The organism is Shewanella benthica KT99 (assembly GCF_000172075.1).
Lineage (GTDB): Bacteria > Pseudomonadota > Gammaproteobacteria > Enterobacterales > Shewanellaceae > Shewanella > Shewanella benthica_A.
The window spans coordinates 38,454-59,379 of sequence record NZ_ABIC01000013.1 but is presented as its reverse complement, the minus strand read 5'-3'; the positions used below and the strand labels follow the sequence as shown (position 1 = coordinate 59,379).

13 protein-coding genes and 5 pseudogenes are annotated in these 20,926 nt (G+C 47.3%); 5 read left to right on the top strand and 13 right to left on the bottom strand.

The genetic code is table 11. The annotated features are described in order from the left end of the window. Positions 1-6: 6 nt before the first annotated feature. Complete coding sequence (locus KT99_RS08320) at positions 7-1,092, bottom strand: AraC family transcriptional regulator (RefSeq protein ID WP_005498902.1); 1,086 nt, start codon at positions 1,090-1,092, stop codon at positions 7-9. Positions 1,093-1,201: 109 nt separating this feature from the next. Between KT99_RS08320 and KT99_RS08315 the strand changes: the two genes are divergently transcribed. Then, entirely contained in the window at positions 1,202-3,220 is a 2,019-nt protein-coding gene (locus tag KT99_RS08315) for an NADPH-dependent 2,4-dienoyl-CoA reductase (RefSeq protein WP_005498900.1), read from the top strand. A gap of 66 nt (positions 3,221-3,286) precedes the next feature. Here KT99_RS08315 and KT99_RS08310 read toward each other — a convergent pair. From KT99_RS08310 to KT99_RS08285, 6 genes and pseudogenes are all read right to left on the bottom strand, one after another. Further along, positions 3,287-3,691 (bottom strand): annotated as a pseudogene (locus KT99_RS08310) (methyl-accepting chemotaxis protein); the annotation flags it as partial. A gap of 14 nt (positions 3,692-3,705) precedes the next feature. Further along, positions 3,706-4,221, bottom strand: a complete 516-nt coding sequence (locus KT99_RS08305; RefSeq protein ID WP_005498897.1) for a DUF1097 domain-containing protein — start codon at positions 4,219-4,221, stop codon at positions 3,706-3,708. A 341-nt stretch (positions 4,222-4,562) separates the two neighbouring features. Further along, positions 4,563-6,813 (bottom strand): annotated as a pseudogene (locus KT99_RS08300) (molybdopterin cofactor-binding domain-containing protein). Further along, positions 6,810-7,286: a (2Fe-2S)-binding protein gene (locus tag KT99_RS08295; protein ID WP_005498889.1), complete on the bottom strand. Its 477-nt coding sequence runs from the start codon at positions 7,284-7,286 to the stop codon at positions 6,810-6,812. Before KT99_RS08295 ends, KT99_RS08300 begins: the two are co-directional and overlap by 4 nt. A 247-nt stretch (positions 7,287-7,533) precedes the next feature. Continuing rightward, positions 7,534-8,553: pseudogene (locus tag KT99_RS08290) on the bottom strand (XdhC family protein). Positions 8,554-8,820: 267 nt separating this feature from the next. Continuing rightward, positions 8,821-9,465: an MBL fold metallo-hydrolase gene (locus KT99_RS08285; RefSeq protein ID WP_005498885.1), complete on the bottom strand. Its 645-nt coding sequence runs from the start codon at positions 9,463-9,465 to the stop codon at positions 8,821-8,823. 324 nt (positions 9,466-9,789) lie between these two features. Here KT99_RS08285 and KT99_RS08280 point away from each other — a divergent pair, with 324 nt between their 5' ends. The 3 genes and pseudogenes from KT99_RS08280 to KT99_RS08265 form a co-directional block, all read left to right on the top strand. Beyond that, positions 9,790-11,079: an alpha/beta fold hydrolase gene (locus KT99_RS08280; protein WP_005498883.1), complete on the top strand. Its 1,290-nt coding sequence runs from the start codon at positions 9,790-9,792 to the stop codon at positions 11,077-11,079. 438 nt (positions 11,080-11,517) lie between these two features. After that, positions 11,518-12,305 (top strand): annotated as a pseudogene (locus KT99_RS20680) (IS1595 family transposase). A gap of 208 nt (positions 12,306-12,513) precedes the next feature. Then, positions 12,514-12,915, top strand: a pseudogene (locus KT99_RS08265) (site-specific integrase); the annotation flags it as partial. A gap of 767 nt (positions 12,916-13,682) precedes the next feature. Here KT99_RS08265 and KT99_RS08260 read toward each other — a convergent pair. The 4 genes from KT99_RS08260 to KT99_RS08245 all read right to left on the bottom strand — a co-directional run bounded on the left by KT99_RS08260 (position 13,683) and on the right by KT99_RS08245 (position 17,008). Beyond that, positions 13,683-14,495: a RecX family transcriptional regulator gene (locus KT99_RS08260; protein WP_005498878.1), complete on the bottom strand. Its 813-nt coding sequence runs from the start codon at positions 14,493-14,495 to the stop codon at positions 13,683-13,685. Positions 14,496-14,640: 145 nt separating this feature from the next. Next, a complete protein-coding gene (locus KT99_RS08255) occupies positions 14,641-14,913 on the bottom strand; it encodes a nuclear transport factor 2 family protein (protein ID WP_232504271.1) in 273 nt (90 codons plus the stop codon). 199 nt (positions 14,914-15,112) lie between these two features. Continuing rightward, positions 15,113-16,018: a cation diffusion facilitator family transporter gene (locus tag KT99_RS08250; protein ID WP_005498875.1), complete on the bottom strand. Its 906-nt coding sequence runs from the start codon at positions 16,016-16,018 to the stop codon at positions 15,113-15,115. Positions 16,019-16,066: 48 nt separating this feature from the next. Next, a complete protein-coding gene (locus KT99_RS08245) occupies positions 16,067-17,008 on the bottom strand; it encodes a bile acid:sodium symporter family protein (protein ID WP_005498873.1) in 942 nt (313 codons plus the stop codon). A gap of 526 nt (positions 17,009-17,534) precedes the next feature. Here KT99_RS08245 and KT99_RS08240 point away from each other — a divergent pair. Then, positions 17,535-17,729: a DUF4250 domain-containing protein gene (locus tag KT99_RS08240; protein ID WP_005498872.1), complete on the top strand. Its 195-nt coding sequence runs from the start codon at positions 17,535-17,537 to the stop codon at positions 17,727-17,729. A gap of 151 nt (positions 17,730-17,880) precedes the next feature. Here the strand turns inward: KT99_RS08240 and KT99_RS08235 are convergent, their stop codons facing one another. Continuing rightward, positions 17,881-19,830, bottom strand: coding sequence for a DNA topoisomerase III (locus tag KT99_RS08235; RefSeq protein WP_005498870.1), 1,950 nt, complete (start codon positions 19,828-19,830; stop codon positions 17,881-17,883). Between the two features lie 148 nt (positions 19,831-19,978). Then, the gene (locus tag KT99_RS08230; protein ID WP_040571764.1) at positions 19,979-20,899 is read right to left on the bottom strand and encodes a M14 family metallopeptidase; all 921 of its coding nucleotides are present in this window, start codon (positions 20,897-20,899) and stop codon (positions 19,979-19,981) included. Positions 20,900-20,926: the final 27 nt, after the last annotated feature.

Below are 20,926 nucleotides of genomic sequence, written 5' to 3'. Positions count from 1 at the left end.
AGCTTGCTATTTACTTGCACTTGTATTGGTCGTTCTGAAGCGCCCCGGCGCTTCGCCCGTCCAACGTTTAAAGGCTCGCTGAAAAGCAGTAGGTGAGCCAAAACCTAACAGGTAAGCAATTTCACCTAAAGTTAACGCCGTATCCTGTACATAGCTTATGGCTAAGGTTCGGCGAGTATCATTCAAGGTTTGTTGAAAACTGCCCCCCTCCTCCACGAGTTTGCGCCTGACGGTCCAGGGAGCCATGCTCAGCTGCTGCGAGACTTGTTCCAGTGTCGGTGTGCTCCCGTCAAGCAGAGGGCCTATCACTCGGCTGACCTTCTCATGAAAACTCAATCCCAAACGCACTTTTTCCAGCTCTTCATCTGCGCCTCTTCTGAGTAACTCAAAGGTTGGCGCACTTCGATTGATACAAGACCAAGCTAATGCTTCGGCTTTGATGACGATATAGTTACTCGCTTGTTCAAACAGTACCGGGCAATTAAACAGTTCATGGTATTTTTTTGCATAAACCGGCGCTGGAAATTCGAAGCAAACCTTCTCAATCCCATCATCACAGCCACTCAAATCTTTAATTATCTGGCACCAACCAGACAAGACGGAATCGACCACGAAATAGTTGTAATCGTTATAGGGCTTGATGGAATAAAACATCAACACCCCTTGGCCTTCCTCCACGCCGTACTCTCGACTCAGCGCCCGGCACTTATCCTGATCCATACCAAACGCCTGACTCACAAAGAATTGCGATTGACCTCTGGAATTATATTTATTGAGCAGCTCGAAGGTGGCTATCTGCTGGCAGGCTTGCCTGAGATCTTGGGCAGACAAGGCCAATAAGCCTGCAATACCCAAATTGGTCACAGTGGTAACCTCTCCCATGACCAGCCCAAGCCAAGGTAACCCACTGGCTTGTATACAATCGTGACCCAGACGCATAAATTTAGGGATACTCACCCTAGCATCGGGGGAAGATAAAGATGTTGAATCGATAGAATATTTATCCAATATTTCATCGACCTCGACCCCAAGGTGCGCCATCGCCTTGAGCATGATCTCGATATAAGAAACAGAAATATCACCTAGTTTCATAAGAAGTCACCATGCAAACAACAGTCATCAATTTGTAATCTTTAGTCATTGGCCAATCCTATCATTCGCTCTATCTTTAACCAAGAATAAATAATAAAAAGGCACAGAGATGAACAACTCCTATCCACATTTAATGGCACCACTAGATTTAGGTTTTCGTACCATTAAGAATCGTAGCTTGATGGGCTCGATGCACACTAACTTAGAGGAAGCCCCCAACGGGTTCGAGCGCATGGCAGCCTATTACGCCGCGCGGGCCGCTGGCGGCATTGGTATGATAGTCACCGGTGGTTTCGCCCCCAATATCGAAGGCGGCGGCATGCCCAATGCCACCATGATAGCCACAGATGAAGATATCGAGAAACACAAGTTAATCACCCAAGCCGTGCATAAAGAAGATGGCGTGATCTGTTTGCAAATCTTGCATACCGGACGTTACGCCTATCAGCCTAAGCTGGTGAGTTGCTCACCGCTGCAGGCCCCCATCAACCCATTTGTTCCCAGAGAACTAGATGAAGCCGGCATAGAGAAACAGATCCAGGACTTCGTCAACTGCGCACTTAACTCCCAGAAAGCGGGTTACGATGGCGTCGAGATCATGGGTTCTGAAGGTTACTTCATCAATCAATTCATCTGTAAGCGCACCAATCACAGAACCGATCGTTGGGGTGGCAGCTATGAAAATCGCACCCGACTGGCGTTAGAGATAGTTCGCAGAACCCGTGAAGCCGTCGGTGACGCGTTTATCATCATCTTCAGGCTCTCCATGCTCGACTTAGTCGAAGGTGGCAGCACCTGGCAAGAGGTGGTCGAGCTGGCTAAGGGTATCGAGAAAGTTGGCGCGACGATTATCAACACGGGTGTTGGCTGGCATGAGGCTAGGGTTCCCACCATAGCCACCAGCGTGCCCAGAGGCGCCTTCGTCGAGCTGACCAAACGCATGAAGCAAGAGGTCAGCATTCCGCTTTGTACCACCAACCGCATCAATACTCCGGAAGTGGCCGAAGAGATCTTAGCCCAGGGAAATGCCGATATCGTCTCCATGGCCCGGCCTATGCTTGCCGACCCTGACTTTATGCTCAAGGCTCAAGCGGGAAAATCCGATGAGATCAATACCTGTATCGGCTGTAATCAGGCCTGTTTAGATCATATCTTCCAGATGAAACTGGTGTCTTGTCTGGTGAATCCTCAGGCCTGCCATGAGACCGAGCTTATTATAAAACCCACCGAGCACAGTAAGGAGATCGCCGTGGTTGGCGCGGGGCCTGCGGGTCTCGCCGCAGCAACAACCGCAGCCAGACGTGGTCATAAGGTTACCCTGTTCGAGGCCGACGATAAAATTGGCGGTCAGTTCAATATCGCCATGCAAGTACCGGGTAAAGAGGAGTTCAGCGAAACCATCAGGTACTTTAAAAAACAACTCGAGCTCACCGGCGTCAATGTCAGACTCAATACCAGAGCCAGTGAAGAGGACTTGATTGGATTCAATGAGGTGTTACTGGCAACCGGGATCATCCCTCGCCAACTGGACATTCCAGGAATTAATAGCGACAAGGTACTGAACTACTTAGACGTGCTAAGAGATAAAAAACCGGTAGGCAAGCGCGTGGCCATCATAGGCGCCGGCGGCATCGGATTCGATGTGGGTGAATATCTCTCCCATCAAGGGCCGTCCACCAGCTTAGATAAAGACGCCTATATGAAAGAGTGGGGAGTGGATCTTAGCGGCTCGACACCGGGCGGTCTAATCGAGCCACAATGTGAGCCCTCGCCACGAGAGATCTTTTTACTGCAACGCAAAACATCGAAAGTGGGCGCTGGCCTAGGTAAGAGTACAGGCTGGATCCACAGAACCGTGCTGAAAAACAAGGGCGTGAAGATGCTCAAAGGGGTGCAGTACCACAAGATTGACCATGAGGGACTGCATATCTCTATCGATGGTGAAGAGCAACTGCTCGAGGTGGATAACATCATCATCTGCGCCGGGCAAGACTCACATAGGGCGCTGCAGGCTAAGCTTGAGGCACACAAGGTGAACGTCACCCTGATTGGCGGCGCCGATATCGCCTCAGAGCTGGATGCGAAACGGGCGATTAAGCAAGGCACCGAGGTTGCAGCAGCACTTTAGTGCTTTAATGTTTGAAGAACCGGGTGCTAGCTTCTAGGAACTAGCACCTTTTTTAACAATAAAAGATTAGCTGGTGCGATACTGCTGCAAAATCCCCTCTAACTCGATAGATGAATTGCGCAGCTCAGCAGCCAATGACACCGAACGCTGCGCCGTTTGCTTTATCGTTTCCGACTGATCACGTATGTCATTGAGTTGCGTTGCTATATCGCGTGCAGAGACACTCTGCTCCTCGGCAGAAGCGGCAATTTGTGAACTCATATCGAAAACATCATTAATCGATGCCGCCATAGAGTCCACATCTTCCCCCACTGAGACGATAGCGCCTCGGCCCTGATCGGCCTGCTCGACTATCTCCTCCGTCACCCGAGTCAATTTAGTCGAACCTGATTGCAAGCCTTCAATCATTGACTGAATCTCCACCGTCGCCTGCTGAGTTTGCCCAGCAAGGGTTCTCACCTCATCGGCAACCCTATCTAACGCGGTTAATCGTTAGTGGTCGTTTGAGCGGTGACTTTATTTGCAGTTGACGACCCCGTGAACGCGCGCCATCTCTGAGTCAAGCTAACGAGTTGTCCGGTTAATAACACCATGGAGTAGCCAAGCAGTGCACCCAGTATTAATGCTGGCAGAATATTAGCAATATCACCAGCCAGAGCGAAAGTAACACAGCAACCGATAAAGGCGCCGGGAATGAAGGCGAGTTTATGATAGCTTGCTTGAAGACACATGGCCGATGTGACAATCCCAGTGAGTATATACCCCACAAAAGGCGACTCAAAATAACCACTGCTGCTGATCACAATCCAGGCCCAGAACACACCCGACAGGTTAGTAGCCCAAGTCATGAGTACGCCTTGGAAACCTACTTTAGGTTGAGCGAAATAGGTGCTGCAGGCTAGAAAGCCTATCCAAGTGACTAAGCTGAATGTATCGGCGACACCGCCCCAAACAGCCGCAAGTAGACCCGCCGAAATGGCGACTTGCCAACGATTTTCCATGTATTGACCCCTCATTACATAGGAAGAAAGCCAATTCATATTTTTGATTGACCAATTTGTTGGTTAAATTACACCTTTTTGTAAAATAAAAATAGGATCTAGGACATAAATCTTGTATTAACTGCTGCTTAATTGGGCTCATATCGCACTAATCAGCCATAAAGTGCACATTAGGGCAATTTTACCGCAGGCTGTTACTCATGACTAAAATTAAATTTGTAGTAATAAGACTAAAATTTAGTCGCTACATCATTAATAAAACGCAATGACAAAAAAGAGTGTCAGCCTGCACGGCTGACACTGTTTATATTTGCAACTAGATTAAGAAAAGCTGTTCATGCTTACACTTTAAGCCGCTTGCTCACGGGTAAGTCACGTATTCTCATTCCTGAGGCCGCGAAGATGGCGTTAGTCAGACTAGGCGCGACCGGTGGAACGCCAGGTTCGCCCACACCCGCTGGCGGCGCATCAGATTCGATAATGATAGTCTGGATTGCAGGACATTGAGACATTCTCAGCATGGGGTAGTCATGAAAGTTTGACTGCACCACCTTGCCTTCCTTAAAGTCTATCTCCCCCATCATGGCCAGACTCAAGCCAAACATCACCGCGCCTTCTGTCTGAGACTTAACTCTGTCAGGATTGACCACAGTGCCGGCATCGATGGCTGATATCGCCTTGAGCACTTTCAGCTGCTTATCCTCGGAGACTTCGACTAATAGAGCCGTTGCCACGAAGGCGGTGAAACTTCTGTGAACCGCAAAGCCCCAGCCTTGATTGTGACCCGCTGTGCCTGCTTTTTCCATGGCCTGCTCTACTGCATCGATGACGCCGCGATATCTGGCAATGTCCACCGGGTGACGGGCAAGATCTTCGCCATAGTTACCGTATTTGAATGCTTGATTGGCAAAGGTCTCTTGACGCACATCACCTAATAGCGCTTTCCACATCACAGTGCTGGGCTTCTTGGCTTTCACCGCCAACTCATCGACGAAGCTGCCGATGCCGAAGGCATGCTGAATGTTACACACTGAGCGCATCCAGCCGATGCGGGTATGAGCCTCAGCCTTAACGGCTTCACATCTGAGACTCTTGACCACTAACGGCACATCGACAAAACCTAAGTCCAGCTCCCAGCCCGCGGGATAATCTACACCTTCAGAGAAGGTTGAGCCTATACTCGGAAAACCGGAGCGCTGCAGTATCGCCAAAGGCATATTATCGGTGCCAAGTTTTGCCTGATAAAGCTGAGCACTGATCGCATGCAGATAGCCATTTTGTATCTCATCTTCCCGGCTCCAGCATACCTTGATAGGCTTGCCTGCTTTCTTAGACAGCAAGGCCGCCTCGACGCAGCAATCAGGCTTAGACTTACGCCCAAAACCGCCGCCAATCAAGGTGACATTCACCTTTACTTGCTCCTCTTTAAGCCCTAAGGCTGCGGCCACGTTCTGCTGTACGCTTTGGGGCGTCTGAGTCGATGCCCACACTTCACAGCCCGATGCGGTGACACTGGCCGTGGCCGATGGTGCTTCCATCGGTGCATGAGCAAGATAAGGCACGGTATACAAGGCGCTGATGGTGCTATCTTTAGGCCAGTCTGTGACCTCTTTTCCTTGCTGGCGCATCAGCTTTCCGGGCTGACTGACCCGCTCTTTTAACATATTTAGATACGCTTGAGAGTCATGGCTATCATTGCTCGAATCTGTCCATTCAATTTTTAATACTTTGCGTCCCTCGAGAGCGCTCCAGCTATTGGTGGCAATAACCGCGACGCCACCTAAGGGATGAAACATGGGCGCGCCTTTCGTCGCCGACAGCTGCATAACGTCTACAACCCCAGCCACTTTTCTGGCTGCGCTATCATCAAACTTAGCCACTTCACTGCCAAACACGGGCGGGCGGGCGGGTGATGCTCGCACACAGCATGCCGTCGACCTGCACGTCATAACCATATAGTGCCTTACCCGTGAGCATGTCCTGCATATCAACAATAGCGTGGGACGCACCTATATGTGTGTACTCTTTGGGAGATTTAAGGCTCAAGGTTTCCACATCTGGCAATTTCACTTTCGATGCTGCCATGGCAAGCTCGCCAAAGCTGGCACTCTTGCCCGATTTAGCATGACTCACTCGGTTGTTACTCGTCGAGACTTCCGCTATCGCGACCCGCTATTTATCTGCAGCAGCTTGTTCGAGCATGGTTCTGGCCATGGCTCCCATCTCGCGCATCTTATCGAAACCCTTACGTATGCTGCGGGAACCATCGGTATTTTGACTGCCGTAACGCTTATCGGCTAATCCCTGAACCACAACCACATTATCCCAATCGGCACCTAGCTCATCCGCCAGTACCTGAGCGATGCCGGTACGGATCCCTTGGCCCATCTCAGAGCGGTGACAGGTCAAATACACCTTGTTATCTTCACCGATAGCGATAAATAAATTGAGGCGTGACTCGGCACTTTGAGCCATCACCATAGGGCTCCAACCTAGGCCGCTGGCGCCCAATGCCAGGCCGCCTCCAGTGGCACCGAAAAGCTTAAGTACATCACGACGGCTAAAATTCTGCGTTGCTGTGAATGAACTCATGCCGTCACCTCCTGAGCCTTTATCTGCCCGGAAGCCGATTTAATGGCTAATTTAATGCGGGTATAAGTGCCACAACGACAAATGTTCCCCGCCATGGCTTCATCGATATCACTGTCGCTGGGCTTGTTGTTTTGACTTAATAGCGCCGCCGCCGACATCAACTGCCCGGGTTGACAATAACCACACTGGGGTACCTTATGCTCAGTCCAGGCTTCCTTGAGCTTATCCGCCTCGAGGCCTTCTATGGTAGTCAGCTCTTTGCCTTGCACCTGGCTCAAACTGGTTAAGCAAGCTCGAGCAGGCTTACCGTCAACGTGAATGGTACAAGCGCCGCAAAGGCCTGCACCACAACCATATTTAGTACCTGTCAAGCCCAGCATGTCACGCACGGCCCACAAGACTGGCATCTTAGGATCGGCGTCCAACTGGAACAGCTTGCCATTAATTTTCAGTGTCAGAACGGTATCAGACATTACACACTTCTTGTTTGCCAATCACATCGGCAGATAGGCATACTTTCTTATTGAATGAGTTATTAACTTATTCTTATTAAAATGGTGATCAAATTATTCTGATTATAATCATTATTTAGAATTTTGTGTTGTCAGTGCTGTACGCGATGAGCAAGCTGCTAGCCAATCTTTCAAGTCATCTCGGGTATCAATATCGAAAGAAGCACTCTCCATCTCTATTTTAATGGAGGAGCCATAGTCTGAGCCTTCATAGCATCACCTTATCGAGAGAGACCGGCTCTGCTTCATGAAATACACCATGACACTGAGACAAGATGCTCAAGGCCACAGACTCGGGAAGCTCCCCTCCCAAGGCGATACCTGCGGGTGCGGCAAACTGACAGCTGAAATCAGCTAAGGCCAAGCCAGCTTTTTCTAATACTTTATCTCGCCGATGAGCAGGCCCCAATAACGCCACATACTTAATCTTGTCTGAAGCCTGGCTGGCAAATACTAATGCCTTGGCATCTAACTCAAGGTTGTGCTGCATGATAATGATGCCATCTAAATTATCAGCGAAGTTTGCAGGTAAATCGTCTATCGAATGCTTAAAAATTTTGGCGCCGGGAAAATCATAATTTCTGGCATAACTGGCTCTTTCATCGATAAGATCTACCTGCCAGCCGAGAGTAAGCGCCATCGACACCATAGGCTGGGCATCTAAACCACCACCAAATATGGCAATCCTAAACCTGGGCCTCATGGGCACTACCAGCTCGTTTCTATCGGTTTGTAAAATCCCAGCTCGCGTAAAGTCATTGACAGAAAATGCGGCATCGCAATACTCGACAATTTTAGCGCTGACATTAGCCAGATCGGTATCTCTTCTGGGCAGAGTCAATTGATAAAAGAAGGGCTCGCCTTTATGTAATTGCTCGGCAAACTGGTGGAAATGCAGATAATGGTTATCTCGGCTCAGTGGCACTAACATGAGATCTACGATGCCGCCGCAACCTAAGTGATAGCGAGCATCGGTTTCATCGCTGGCATCATATTGCACCAGCATGGCTTGTCTTTCCTGTATCGCCATCTGCGCATGACGCCTCAAATCGCCTTCTAAGCAGCCACCACTGAGCATACCAATCACCCGACCCTAGGGGTGAAAAAGCATCATGGCACCGGGTTTTCGATAAGAAGACCCTTGCACTCGAGTAATGACGGCCAGCACCCAGTCATCGGTTGGCTCAGACTGCCAGTGGGAGAGAATATCTTCGATATGATGGGACATATCCATGTGTCTCTATTGTTATCGATACAGAAAATCTAAGCTAACAGAGATGTTTAATGGAGTGAATAGCCAATACATTGCAAAATATTTCAGTTAAAAGACACACCGGCCATAAGAATCAGCCAAGGACAAACAAAAAAGGCCCCTTACTATAGGAGCCATTGAATCGAGTGCAACTGAATTTTTAGTGACTAGAGCGAGTCACCCTTTGCTAAAAGCCTCTCAATCAAGCTATCAAGATTGGAAGCAAGCCATTTAAAAAATAGCTTAGCCAAACAGCTGATCTGCCACGAAAGGATTTTGATCTCGCTCAGTGCCGAAAGTCGAGATGGGACCATGACCAGGAATAAACTCCACATTACGGCCCAATGGCCAAAGGGTTTTGGTAATTGAATGGATCAAGTCTTGATGATTTGACTGAGGAAAGTCGGTGCGACCAATTGAGCCATGAAACAACACATCGCCCACCCATGCAGTACAGCTACTGGCCGAGAAAAACACGATGTGGCCCGGAGTGTGCCCCGGACAATGCAGCACCTCTAACGTCAAAGAGCCTAAAGTCACGGTATCACCACTTTCAAGATATTGCGTCGGCGCGAATGGCTCACAATGCACAAATCCAAAATGCTTGCTCTGCTCTGCTAGATTCTCTAACCAGAAACTATCGGCCTTATGCGGACCTATGATAGGTATGCCAACATGCTCAGATAGTTTCTTAGCCGCACCGACGTGATCGATATGACCATGGGTCAAGAGTACTTTTTCCAGCTTAACTCCAAGTTTGTCCACCTCAACCAAGATTCGGTCCATATCTCCGCCAGGATCAACGACGGCTGCGGCCTTGGTTTTGTCGCACCAGATAAGGCTGCAATTTTGCTGAAATGGGGTGACTGGGATAATCTGGTACTTCATAGGTTTCCGCCTAGGCTAACTATCTATTTCGGGGATGTTACATGACTCTTTAATAAGAGGCGTTAATACAAGAGATTGGCATTCTCTACAAGTACCTTTACATATTAAGTTAAGGTTAAGCCAAGTTCACTCTTTTCTCTCTCGGGCATGCATATAAATTGTTCTAGATCAATTTATATGAAGCCAGCCTAATCATCACAATGACTTTTAAACTTTGTATCCGCACTGATTTTGTATACAATTTGCCAATAATGACGTTCTGCTCACCATTACAGTGAGAGATATAATGAGCATCAATTTCTAACTCTATTGTACAAGGCCTCCATGAAATCTGACTTAACGTTTGCAGGATTAACAGCCATAAAGCACAGCTTCTCACTCCCTTTAGATTATGCCAAGCCCAAAGGCGAGCAGATCAAAGTATTCGCTCGTGAGCTAGTTTCCCCTGAGAACCAAGACAAACAGCTTCCATACCTGGTATTTTTTCAAGGTGGTCCAGGTTTCGGGGCCATTCGCCCCGCCGCCAATGGAGGCTGGATTAAGCGCGCACTGAAAGAGTTCAGAGTCTTATTACTCGATCAACGTGGCACTGGCCTCTCTACCCCGGTGAGTTATCTGAGCCTGAATCATATGGACGCAGAAGAGCAAGCCCAATACCTGACACATTTTCGCGCCGATAATATCATCCGTGATGCCGAAGCGATACGGGCTCAACTTTGTCCAGATGAAAAATGGAGCATCTTAGGCCAAAGTTTCGGTGGTTTTTGTGTACTTAAATACTTAAATGATGCACCACAAGGATTAAAGGAAGCTTATATCACCGGCGGCATGCCATCACTGACCCGCCACGCAGATGAAGTATACCAAGCCACCTACAAGCGAGTGTTAGCGAAAAACCAAGACTTCTTTAAGCGCTTCAGCGATGCCCAGACACTTATCACTCAGCTAGCCGAGCACATCAGTAACCATGTGGTCCGTATCGCCACGGGTGAACGACTCACCGTAGAGATGCTACAGCTACTCGGCATTAACATAGGCATGGAGCAAGGTCCCGAATCGGTTTACTACCTGCTTGAACAGGCGTTGATCGAAACTGAGTCAGGCACAGAAGTTAACCCGCTGTTTCTGGCACAATTCTGCCAACAACTCGATTTCAACACTAATCCAATCTTTGCTTTGCTTCACGAGAGTATTTACTGCCAGCAAAGCGCCTCAAATTGGTCGGCTCAGCGCGTTCGCGGCCAATATGATGAATTTAACTATGAAGCAGGCAAGCCCTTCCTGTTTACCGGTGAGATGGTCTACCCCTGGTTTTTCGAGCAGTTCACTAACCTTAAACCGCTCAAACATGCCGCCAACTTACTCGCGGAAAAGTCTGATTGGTCACCGCTATACGACTTAGACACCCTAGCGAACAACCAGGTGCCCGTCGCAGCAGCCATCTACAGCGAAGATATGTTTGTCGAAATGAACTACAGCCTGGAAACCGCCAAGCAAGTAGGCGAGCTCAAGTATTGGTTAACGTCTGAGTATGAGCACAACGGCATCCGCATGGATGGAGAGCATATTCTAGATAAGCTGATAGCCCTCAATCGTGGGGTGTCTCTAAGATAGTCATGAGGGAACTTGCCTGCTAGCAAGTTTTAAATAGCTTTTTGGGTTGGGTTCATAGGGCGGGTTTGGTACTTGGTTAGTTTACTAAGTACCAAAATCCCTTGGTGATCACATTTTAGTTTTATGGGTTAGTCAATCACTTTTGAACAGAAATGCGCTAGATTACTTGCGCTAATGCGGGTGACTCCGATGAGAAAAGTATCTTAGTTTATTCGGAAGCCCTAATTCGCTACGACTTCTTTGTTTCTTTATTGACCAGATTTTAATGTGGGAGCGGCTTCAGCCGCGAAGATCTTTCTAAGGAGATGGATGAAGTGCATTACTACTGGCTTTGCCTTTACACCATAGTCCACAGACATCGATACAAAAGATAGGCGCTGTTGTAGCGAAATGTTGTCTACCCTTATCATTGAGCGTAATTGATTGAGGTTAAAGAAAATGAAAACAAAATTATTTGTGAGTAAGCTTAACCAGATAACAAAAACATTTTTATCGATGACACCGGCTCAAAGAGAAGTCGTTCACCAGTCAATTCAGGCATTAAACGCTAAAATCCCCACCGATGAGCTCATTCAACCACTTTTCGATGCGTTATCCCAGTGCCCACATTGCCACTCTCCTCAGTTCAAAAAATGGGGGAAGGCTGGAGCAATACAAAGATACCGATGTAATACCTGTTACAAGACCTTCAATAACAAGACTAAGACACCGTTAGCTAGGCTACATAAATGCCACCTTTGGGCTGACTATACTCGCTGTATGCAGCTCAAGTTAACACTGAGAGAGGCGGCGATATTGATAAACGAACTAAAGAAGGCCAGATCGCTATCCTATTATCCATAGATCGCAGTAAACACATGATCACCCCTATTTTATCTGCTGATACGACTGCAGAAATAGCGGCTAATTTGTCTAAAAACATTGCAGCAGATTCGGTACTTTGCAGTGATGGCTCTTGGGCATATGTAGCGATAGCAAAGCAAAAGAACTGCGATCATAAGCGATTGATAAATAATAAAGTAAGAGTGATAGATAAGATTTACCATATCCAGACTGTAAATGGTGCAATCGCTCACTTTAAGAGTTGGGTTAATGGGCAAATGAAGGGGGTTGCCACAAAGTATTTGTCACATTATCTGGCTTGGTTTAAGGAAAGTAACGCAAAACTAGATAATCTGCAGATATTGAAAGCCGCGTATGGGGGACAACAATATTATGGAACATAGCCAAACAACTACATTGCGCGACTAAAAGGATGGCTCAATCGATTTTATGGTGTGGGAACTCAATACTTAGGAAAATATCTTGCGTGGTGGCGTATTTTAGCTGATGAATCACTGTTAACCATCAGGGATTGGTTAAATGAGGCACTATCAAGTTGAGCAACAACCTATCAGAACAGCGCCATATATATACAGCTAAGTGAGTATTGTTATGATAAACAACAGTCCATTTCTTAATCGAGTACGAGATGAAATGCGTATGCGGGGATACAGTATTAGAACTGAAAAATCCTATCTGTATTAGATGAAGGCATTTATCAATTTTCATCACAAACATCATCCAGAAACTATGGGAACTGATGAGGTGGCACAGTTTTTAACCTTTCTCGCTATCAATCGCAATGTCGCTATCAACACTCAAAAAGTAGCGCTTAATGCATTGGTGTATTTGTATCAAAAACATCTAAAGCAAGATCTTGGCGATTTAGGGTTTCGCTATGCCAGTAAACAACGCCAATTACCTACCGTCTTGTCCACATCAGAGATATCTCTGGTGCTAAATCAGCTTTCTGGCCGCAATAGGTTAATCATTGAATTCTTATTTGGCAGTGGGTATGATAAAGGGGTCGGAGCGAATAAGGTAAAACTACCTCAAGTTTCATTCGTCACTAACGCGCTTTGGGCAAAATGAGTTACAGCATGCTAGCAATCAAGCTCAAATTGAAGAGACCCCATTCTTGTAGAACAGCCAGTGCAGATGCGGCTGCGAGCTTCGATGACATGGATGTGCTTGAGTGATATCCTATCTAAAGGCCAGTTCGGCATCCATGCTTCTCGTTCATAAACTCATGGCTACGCCATATTCACCGTTTCGCAGACCCTTGTCAAAGTAAGAGTGCACATGCCTCGCCTGCTAGGCGGTAGGTTACAAACTAAGGAGCGACCTTCAAACTACCATTGACTCTGGCTGGCACCATTAACTCCATTAAGTTGGCGCTAGGTGGCACTTGCTCTAGAACCTTTTACGAGTTGAAACAATAGATATAGACCCACAATTACCGATACCGTCGCTATTAAGGGTCCTAGAAACAACCAGCAAGCGATATATATTGATATGCCTAGGACACCTTTTTGCTCGGCAACGGAATAAAGACCAAGAGCTCCAAGGATTAGCGCGCCGAAGCCTAAAAATCCTGCAGCGATAGTGATAATTATTAGTAATATGTCATTCATATCAGAGAGCGTATCGCGTTAGGTGAGACGCGGCAATGTTAAGTTTATTTGCCATCATTTTTAGTGCCTAGAGGTGTAGTGACATCACGAATCTATCACTTTTTAGAATATTTCAAGTGACCAATCTGGTGTCTCAGTGATTTCTTCCTAGATGTCATCATCCGGATTCATGGCCTCTTTTATTTCATCACTGCCGAACCCTTTACGGGATAAATACGCATACGCTTTCGACTTTTCTTTATAGTCCGATAGGTCATAGCGCTTTTTAGCCAGCTCATTTTTGCAGCTTTGATAAAAATCGACATTTTCTGTAAGTGTTAATTGATACAGGGTATCTTCAAAGTCGCTCACATCAATCAGTCGCTGTTTTAGTTCCTGCAGGATGAGGGTTTCGCCTTTGCCTTTGTTGAACAGTTTGATTATTTCAGTTGTTAAGTCGGCTTTGTCTGCTTTTACGGCTAATTTACTGCGCAGTGTTTCACGTTGTGGATGTTGTGATAATGCGTGATCAATTTCTACACGAGAAAAACCTCTTGTGGTCATCTGGGCATAGACTTTTTCTCTGTTGGTGCCATAAAAGTTAACGAATCGGCTTAGCAGCCTAGATGTAGCCATCGCAAAGGCATCGACGTTTTGCTCGTCCGTCACTCGCTCTATCGCAGTATCTATCTCGGTAACGGGTACGCCGCGCCGTTGCAACTTACGTTTTATCGCGCCTGCACCGAGTTCATGACTAAAGGACAGCTCGCAAAAGCGTACTGCAAAGTCATAGTCATTTTTTAAGTAACCGTTTTCTATGAGTTTGGCGAGTACTGTCTCAATCCATTCTTGGTTTTCTGTTTTACGCTCAAGCTTGGTGCGAATTTCATTAATGGTAAAATCTTGCTGGCCAAGGTGCCAATAGGCACTATTAAAAACGTTATCGATGGTTTTGGCTTGACGTAGTGGTGGGCGCTGCATAACAAATTGATCTTAAATTAAAAAAATAACCAAAAGCAGTGTAGCAGATCACCAAGTTATTGAGTACGCGCTAGACGCTTCATAGCGTTTATTAGGCTATTTTCGTGTTAGTGAACTAACCAAGTGAACCTCATTCGAAGCTAACTCAAAAAGCCCCTTTCCATTGCTCAATGTCGACGAACCATCGCTCCTCAAAAATTTTATTTCCATCGAACTTGAATAAGACCGCAAGCTGAGAGCTTGCCACGTTATTGGACTTCCACTCAACAATGGAGACGACTTCACTCTCCCCCTCTATTTGACGCAAACCAGTGATTTCAAAACCTGGTGGGAGAATATCCCCAAGACCATCCAACGCTGAGCGAAATGCCTGACGCCCTACTAAAACATCGGCTTGTCCCGGCATAATGAATGTCATCTTTTCAGTATTATCAACCACTAAGGTATCGACTCATCTTGTGCAGTCCCTCTCCTTAAGCCCTGCCACTGAATAACAGTTACTTAATAACAGTTACTTAATAACAGTCTCTTAATAGCAGTCACTAAATCACGGCCGGTAATACATAGCCAATCATGCCAAGATCCCATATAAAACATTCTTCAGCATGGTTACTGTGTTAGTCCTTGAGATCAGACTCCTGCTGCTGACAGTACTGATTTATTTCAACGGTTGAGTGCGCTATTGCGAAGCGCTGCTGCAGTAATTTTTTTACCGCCATTTTTATCTGGCCTATGTCTGCATCTTCGTTGACATCAACTTCGAGGGTGATCATGGGTCGCTCCTGAGTGATAGACCAGGCATGAACGTGGTGAACCTTAATCACGTCTGAGAGTTCAGCTTCCAAGTCTTCGATAAGCTTACGTCGGTCGAATCCCCGTGGCGCACCTTCCAACAGAATATGTCCACTCTCACGCACTACGTGCCAGGCTGAACGTAAAATGATGATCGCAACAAACACTGAGAGAATAGGATCTATGGGCGTCCAGCCAGTATAGATAATGACTAATGAGGCAATGATTGCGCCGACAGATCCAAGTAAGTCTCCTGCAACATGTAAGATTGCCGCCTTGATATTCAGGTTATCCTTCTCGCCTCGGGTCAAGATCCAAAAAGCGAGAATATTAACAATTAGACCAGCGACAGCAATCAAAAGCATAGTCCCACCGAGGACTTCTACCGGCTCGTTAAGTCGCTTAAAGGCTTCAAAACAGATCCATGCGGCGATCAGAAAAAGAGACAGGCCATTGACCAAGGCTGCCAATACCGAAAAACGATCGAAGCCATAAGTAGTTTGCCAAGACGCGGGACGCTTGGCTAAATGAAAGGCAAACCAGGCCAAGCTCAAGGCGACGAAATCTGTCAGCATATGACCCGCATCGGCTATCAGGGCCAGCGACCCCGACAATACGCCACCCACTACTTCGGCAATCATAAAGCCGCCAGTTAGAATCGCCGCGATACCAACTGCCCTTTGATTCCCCGAGCCATGAGAGTGTCCCGCTGCGCTATGATCGTGTGCCATTAACGAACTCCTTTAAAACAAAATATAAGCGTGAATACTGTTCTGGCTCTATTTATCAGCCACATAATCCTGTTTAAGATTTTTCTGCTGTTCCCTCGACCAATACCCCGCTAATAAGGCGCCAGACAAGTTATGCCAGATAGAAAATATCGCAGCAGGTAGCGCCGATGCGGGACTGAAAAACTTGATACATAACGCCGTGGCCAGGCCGGAGTTTTGCAGACCAACCTCGATAGAGATGGTCTTGCAGACCTTGTGGCTGAACCCTAATAAACGACAACAGGTATAACCCAGTATGAGTCCTAGGCTGTTATGTAACACTACAGCGACTAAGATAATTGGGCCTACCTTATCGAACTGAGCCGCATTCAATGCCACGATAATGGTGATTGCCATAACAATGGCCAGTATCGACACCAGAGGCAGTAGCGGCGTAATTTTACTGATCACAGAGCGAAAGAAGTGGTTAATTAACACACCAACCGCCACTGGCATAAGCACAATTTTGACCAAGCTTATCAGCATTGCCGACAGTGGAATATCTATCATCTGCCCCAAGAGCAGGTTAATAATCAATGGGGTGAGTAACACGCCTGCCAAGGTGGAAAGTGCGGTCATGGTGATCGACAATGCCACATCGCCTTTTGCCAGATAACAGACCACGTTTGAAGCAGTGCCACCAGCCACGCTACCTACCAGCACCATACCTATGATCAGGTCACGATCTAAGCCTAGGGCTAAACTGATAAGCAGTGCACTGGTAGGCATGATACTAAATTGCAGAATGAGACCAACCAACACGGCGCGCTTCTGCTTAAGCGCCCTAGAAAAATCATCTAAGCTAAGGGTTAAGCCCATAGAAAGCATGATAATGATCAGCAGAGGCACGATTAAGAATTTAAGCTCGATAAACCACTGCGGCATAAAATAAGCCGTTGTAGCACCGAGTAGTGCAAAGATAGGGAAAAAGCGGTTTATATTTTCTAGCATGTGACCTCTTTAAAGTTTGATTGTCAGTTAAACATTCAATCCACAAATAATGACAGCTAGTCAGTCTATAAACAATCTTGCGTGAATGGAGAGAAGAGCGGTCAATTTATAGCTCAGCCGCTATTTCGGCATTTACGGGTAATATTCGATCATCGAAGCCATAATTTCGAGTCAATAAGTTGCGTGTGTGCAGGGATTGACGACAACGCAACATTTCACGCCTCCATTGAGATACCGACTCATCGAAAGCAAGATAAACATCGAAGCGAATCTCAATGGTTTTTGGATCTTTATGGTAAAGAGCAAGTAGTGGCTTAGCTCGATTAGAGGCAAACTCACTGAATCATCCAAAAGTGCGCCGATGTCCTGGATTAAGATTTAGCCTGCTGAGTGCCGTAGGAGACACGCTGTATACCCAGGCGTTTTCTCGATGTTTAAAAGCTTTTGCTGAACGGTGAATGGCAAGCCTAGCTTAACTAGACTAAACCTAAAGAAGAAAGGTCACATACTAACGGGATGAAGAGCGATGGATTACCATTTAACAAACTTAAGCAGTGATATCTTGATCGGCATAGTCAATGAGCACTTGCGTCTCACCTGTGAAGATAAGCAGGCTCTTTTTTATGATCTGGATATTCCCGGTGATCAGCTTGAGAAGAAACTGAGTGATGCGGGCTTCACTTACGACTCAGTCAGTAATCGATACCGAGAGATGAAATAACCCAAAATACCGTCGCGATTAAAGATGTCACCGATGAGATAACCCTAGCGGCGATGGCTGACTTATCACAAGCCAAGAAACTGAAAGAGCGTGCCAACGATCTCAGCTCTCAGGTATCCACCTTCATCCTGTAATTGATTAATACCTATGATTAACTCTTGGCTTTCTTCTTCGTGTAGCGACGCTTGTTAAAGCTGCTCTTAGGCGCTTTGACCCCTTTTAAGGCTGTCGGCAGCTGCGAGCCAGCCTGAGTGATCAAGTGGCTAAGCGAGTCGATGAGTGGCGTCATAAAACTTTGATAGTTAGCTTCCTTGCGACTGATGGCATCGAGATTACTCTCCCACAACGCGGTCATATCCGGCGTAGTGGCACTCAAAGGTAGACTGTTGATCAGCCCCCTGCCGACCTCGGTGGAGATAATGGTTTTTCCTTGCCTGCTGAGGAAGGTGCGCTTAAACAGTAATTCTATGATGCCGGCTCGGGTCGCTTCGGTGCCCAGTCCATCCGTATCTTTCAATATCTTGCGGATCTCGGGATCCGTTACATAGCGATTAATCCCTGTCATCGCGCCAAGCAGAGTGGCATCGGTAAAATGTTTTGCTGGCTGGGTCTGTTTCTCGATTAGCTCGCCAGTCCCGGAATGCAAAGACTGACCCTTCTTCAGCGCTGGCAACTTCTGCTGTGACTCATCATCGTCTTCCTGGCCAGTGCTCGCGCTATTTGCGTTACCAGACTTATTTCGCGTAAATAGCTGCTTCCACCCCTGCGCCCTTTCCTGCTTTGCCTTGGTCTTGAAGTGACCGCCCTCGATCAACACATGAACTTCAGTTTCGCTATAGAGGTAAGGCGGATAGAACTGGGCAAGATATTGACGCGCCACTTGCAGGTAAATCTGTTTTTCCCGAGCACTCAGACTGGAGAGATTGGCTCTTTTTTCTGTGGGTATAATGGCATGGTGAGCATCGACCTTGCTGTCGTTCCAGGCCTTAGATTTAATCTTAGGATCTGGCTTATCACTTTTTTCGACTAACTCACCAGCCCCTGATAGCACCGCAGCTATGACTTGAGGGGCTTGGGCAAACTGCTCCGCCGGCAAGTAACGACTGTCGGATCTGGGATAAGTGATCAACTTGTGTCGCTCATAAAGCGTCTGACAGGTGTCGAGCACCTCTTTGGCGCTCATGCCATATCGCTTGGCTGCATCGATCTGCAGCGAAGACAGACTATAAGGTAGAGGCGCATTTTGCTGCTTATCTTTGGCAATAACCTGAGTGACTTGTGCCGGTTTATCACTGATGCGACCGGCAACATTCTGCGCCAGCCCTTTAGACAAGACTCTGCCTTCTTCATCCATATAAGGTTGGCAGGCTTCACTGGGCTGCCACTTAACGGTAAACGCCTCATTTTTCTCTGTCGTCAGCTTGGCCAGAACCTCATAGAAAGACTTAGAAACAAACTTAGCTATCTCTTCATCCCGGCGAACCACTAAACCTAGCAAGGGAGTCTGCACTCGCCCTACTGATAACACGCCCTGATAACCTACCTTACGCCCTTGTAGAGTGTAGGCCCTGGTCATGTTCATACCATAGAGCCAATCGGCACGAGAACGGGCTAAGGCAGAAGTAGACAGGGGAATAAATTCGCGGTTACTGCGCATCTGACCCAGTGCACGTTTCACCGCTTTGGGGTTGAGATCGCTGATCAGCAGACGCAGTGTCTGGTTAAGCTTATCGCCCTTGACGCCAAAATGAGAGATCACCTCGTCGACTAACAGCTGGCCCTCCCGGTCAGGATCGCCGGCATTAACCAGTTGAGTGGCTTTTTTGACTAAGCCCCTAAGCACGGTCAATTGACTGCGGGTCTTAGGTTTAGGCTTCATCTTCCACTTTTCGGGAATGATAGGCAGATGTTCAAACTTCCACGACTTGTATGCGGCATCGTAACTATCGGGCTCGGCCTGCTCCAACAGATGACCGATACACCAGGAAACACAATCACCGTTCGCCGCCATGATATGACCGTCACCCTTTTTATGGGGCTTAGGCAGCACATCGGCGATGGCTCGGCCGAGGGAAGGTTTTTCTGCAATATAAAGAATCATAACGGGAACTCAAACTACTGTACAAATTACCAGTAACTTTAGCCTAAAGCGACACTAGCTGCAATCACAGCGGGTAATAACTCCCAACTATAGCCAACAAAACCTGGTTATTGTGTAAATTCACTTGAGAATGATTATCATTTAACGATTAAGAAAGTGGCAAGATATAATCCAATCCAGCTGTGATTGCCGCTACCTGCGCTAAAATACAATTTTCATCATCGACCTTAGGGCTATCCGGGTACACTTCTGTCGTGGTGGCATAGATGCTGTCACTAAAGCCAATACACAGTCCCAGAGCCTTAGTGGCATAGTTGATTACGCCAAACTGAGACAGGGCGACACCGATAAGCTTACCAACATCATCGGCTGGGGCTATGTGGGTAACCTTCTCCACCGACTCGATAATTGCAGTTTGAAACGCCTCGGCCGGCAGCTCAGTGTTGCCCACCAGATAAAAACCATCGGGGATATTCCAATTGCTATGCTCCACCGCATCTCTGGCCGCTAAGGCAGGCCTGAACGCTGAGTTATCTGTATCTGTGGTTTCATGTAGATCGATATGCACGGTGATATCAATGCCTAAATCTGCAATATACGCCATCAAGGCCGCCGACTCTTCGGCAGGACTGTCTCGATAGAATGAGCGATTAGGGTCTAGGGCATTGGGATTCCAGCGGTTGATGGTTTCATATCCCCAGGGGCTGACGCAAGGGGCTACCAGGATATTAAACCTGTCCTCGTACGCCTTAGCCTTGGTTTCCAAGAAACGTATCGCCCCTTGTACGCCACTTGTTTCATAGCCGTGAACCCCGCCCGTGACTAACACAGTCGGCTTATCTTCACTCCACTGCCTAGACTTGACCACAAACAGGGGGTATTCGCTGGGGTGATAAGACAAGGCGCCATACTGCTCGACTTGAAAGTGCTCGGCAAGTGGCGCAATTTTCGCGGCCACCTCTGCTTGATAGGAGCGCTTAATCGTCTGCTTAGTTAACCAGAGTGCCTTTTCCGCCTCGCCCCATTGCTGACCCGTGATGCCGATTGGATATCTATTTTCCTGTGCCATCTTCATTCCCCCCAAATTTGAACCATA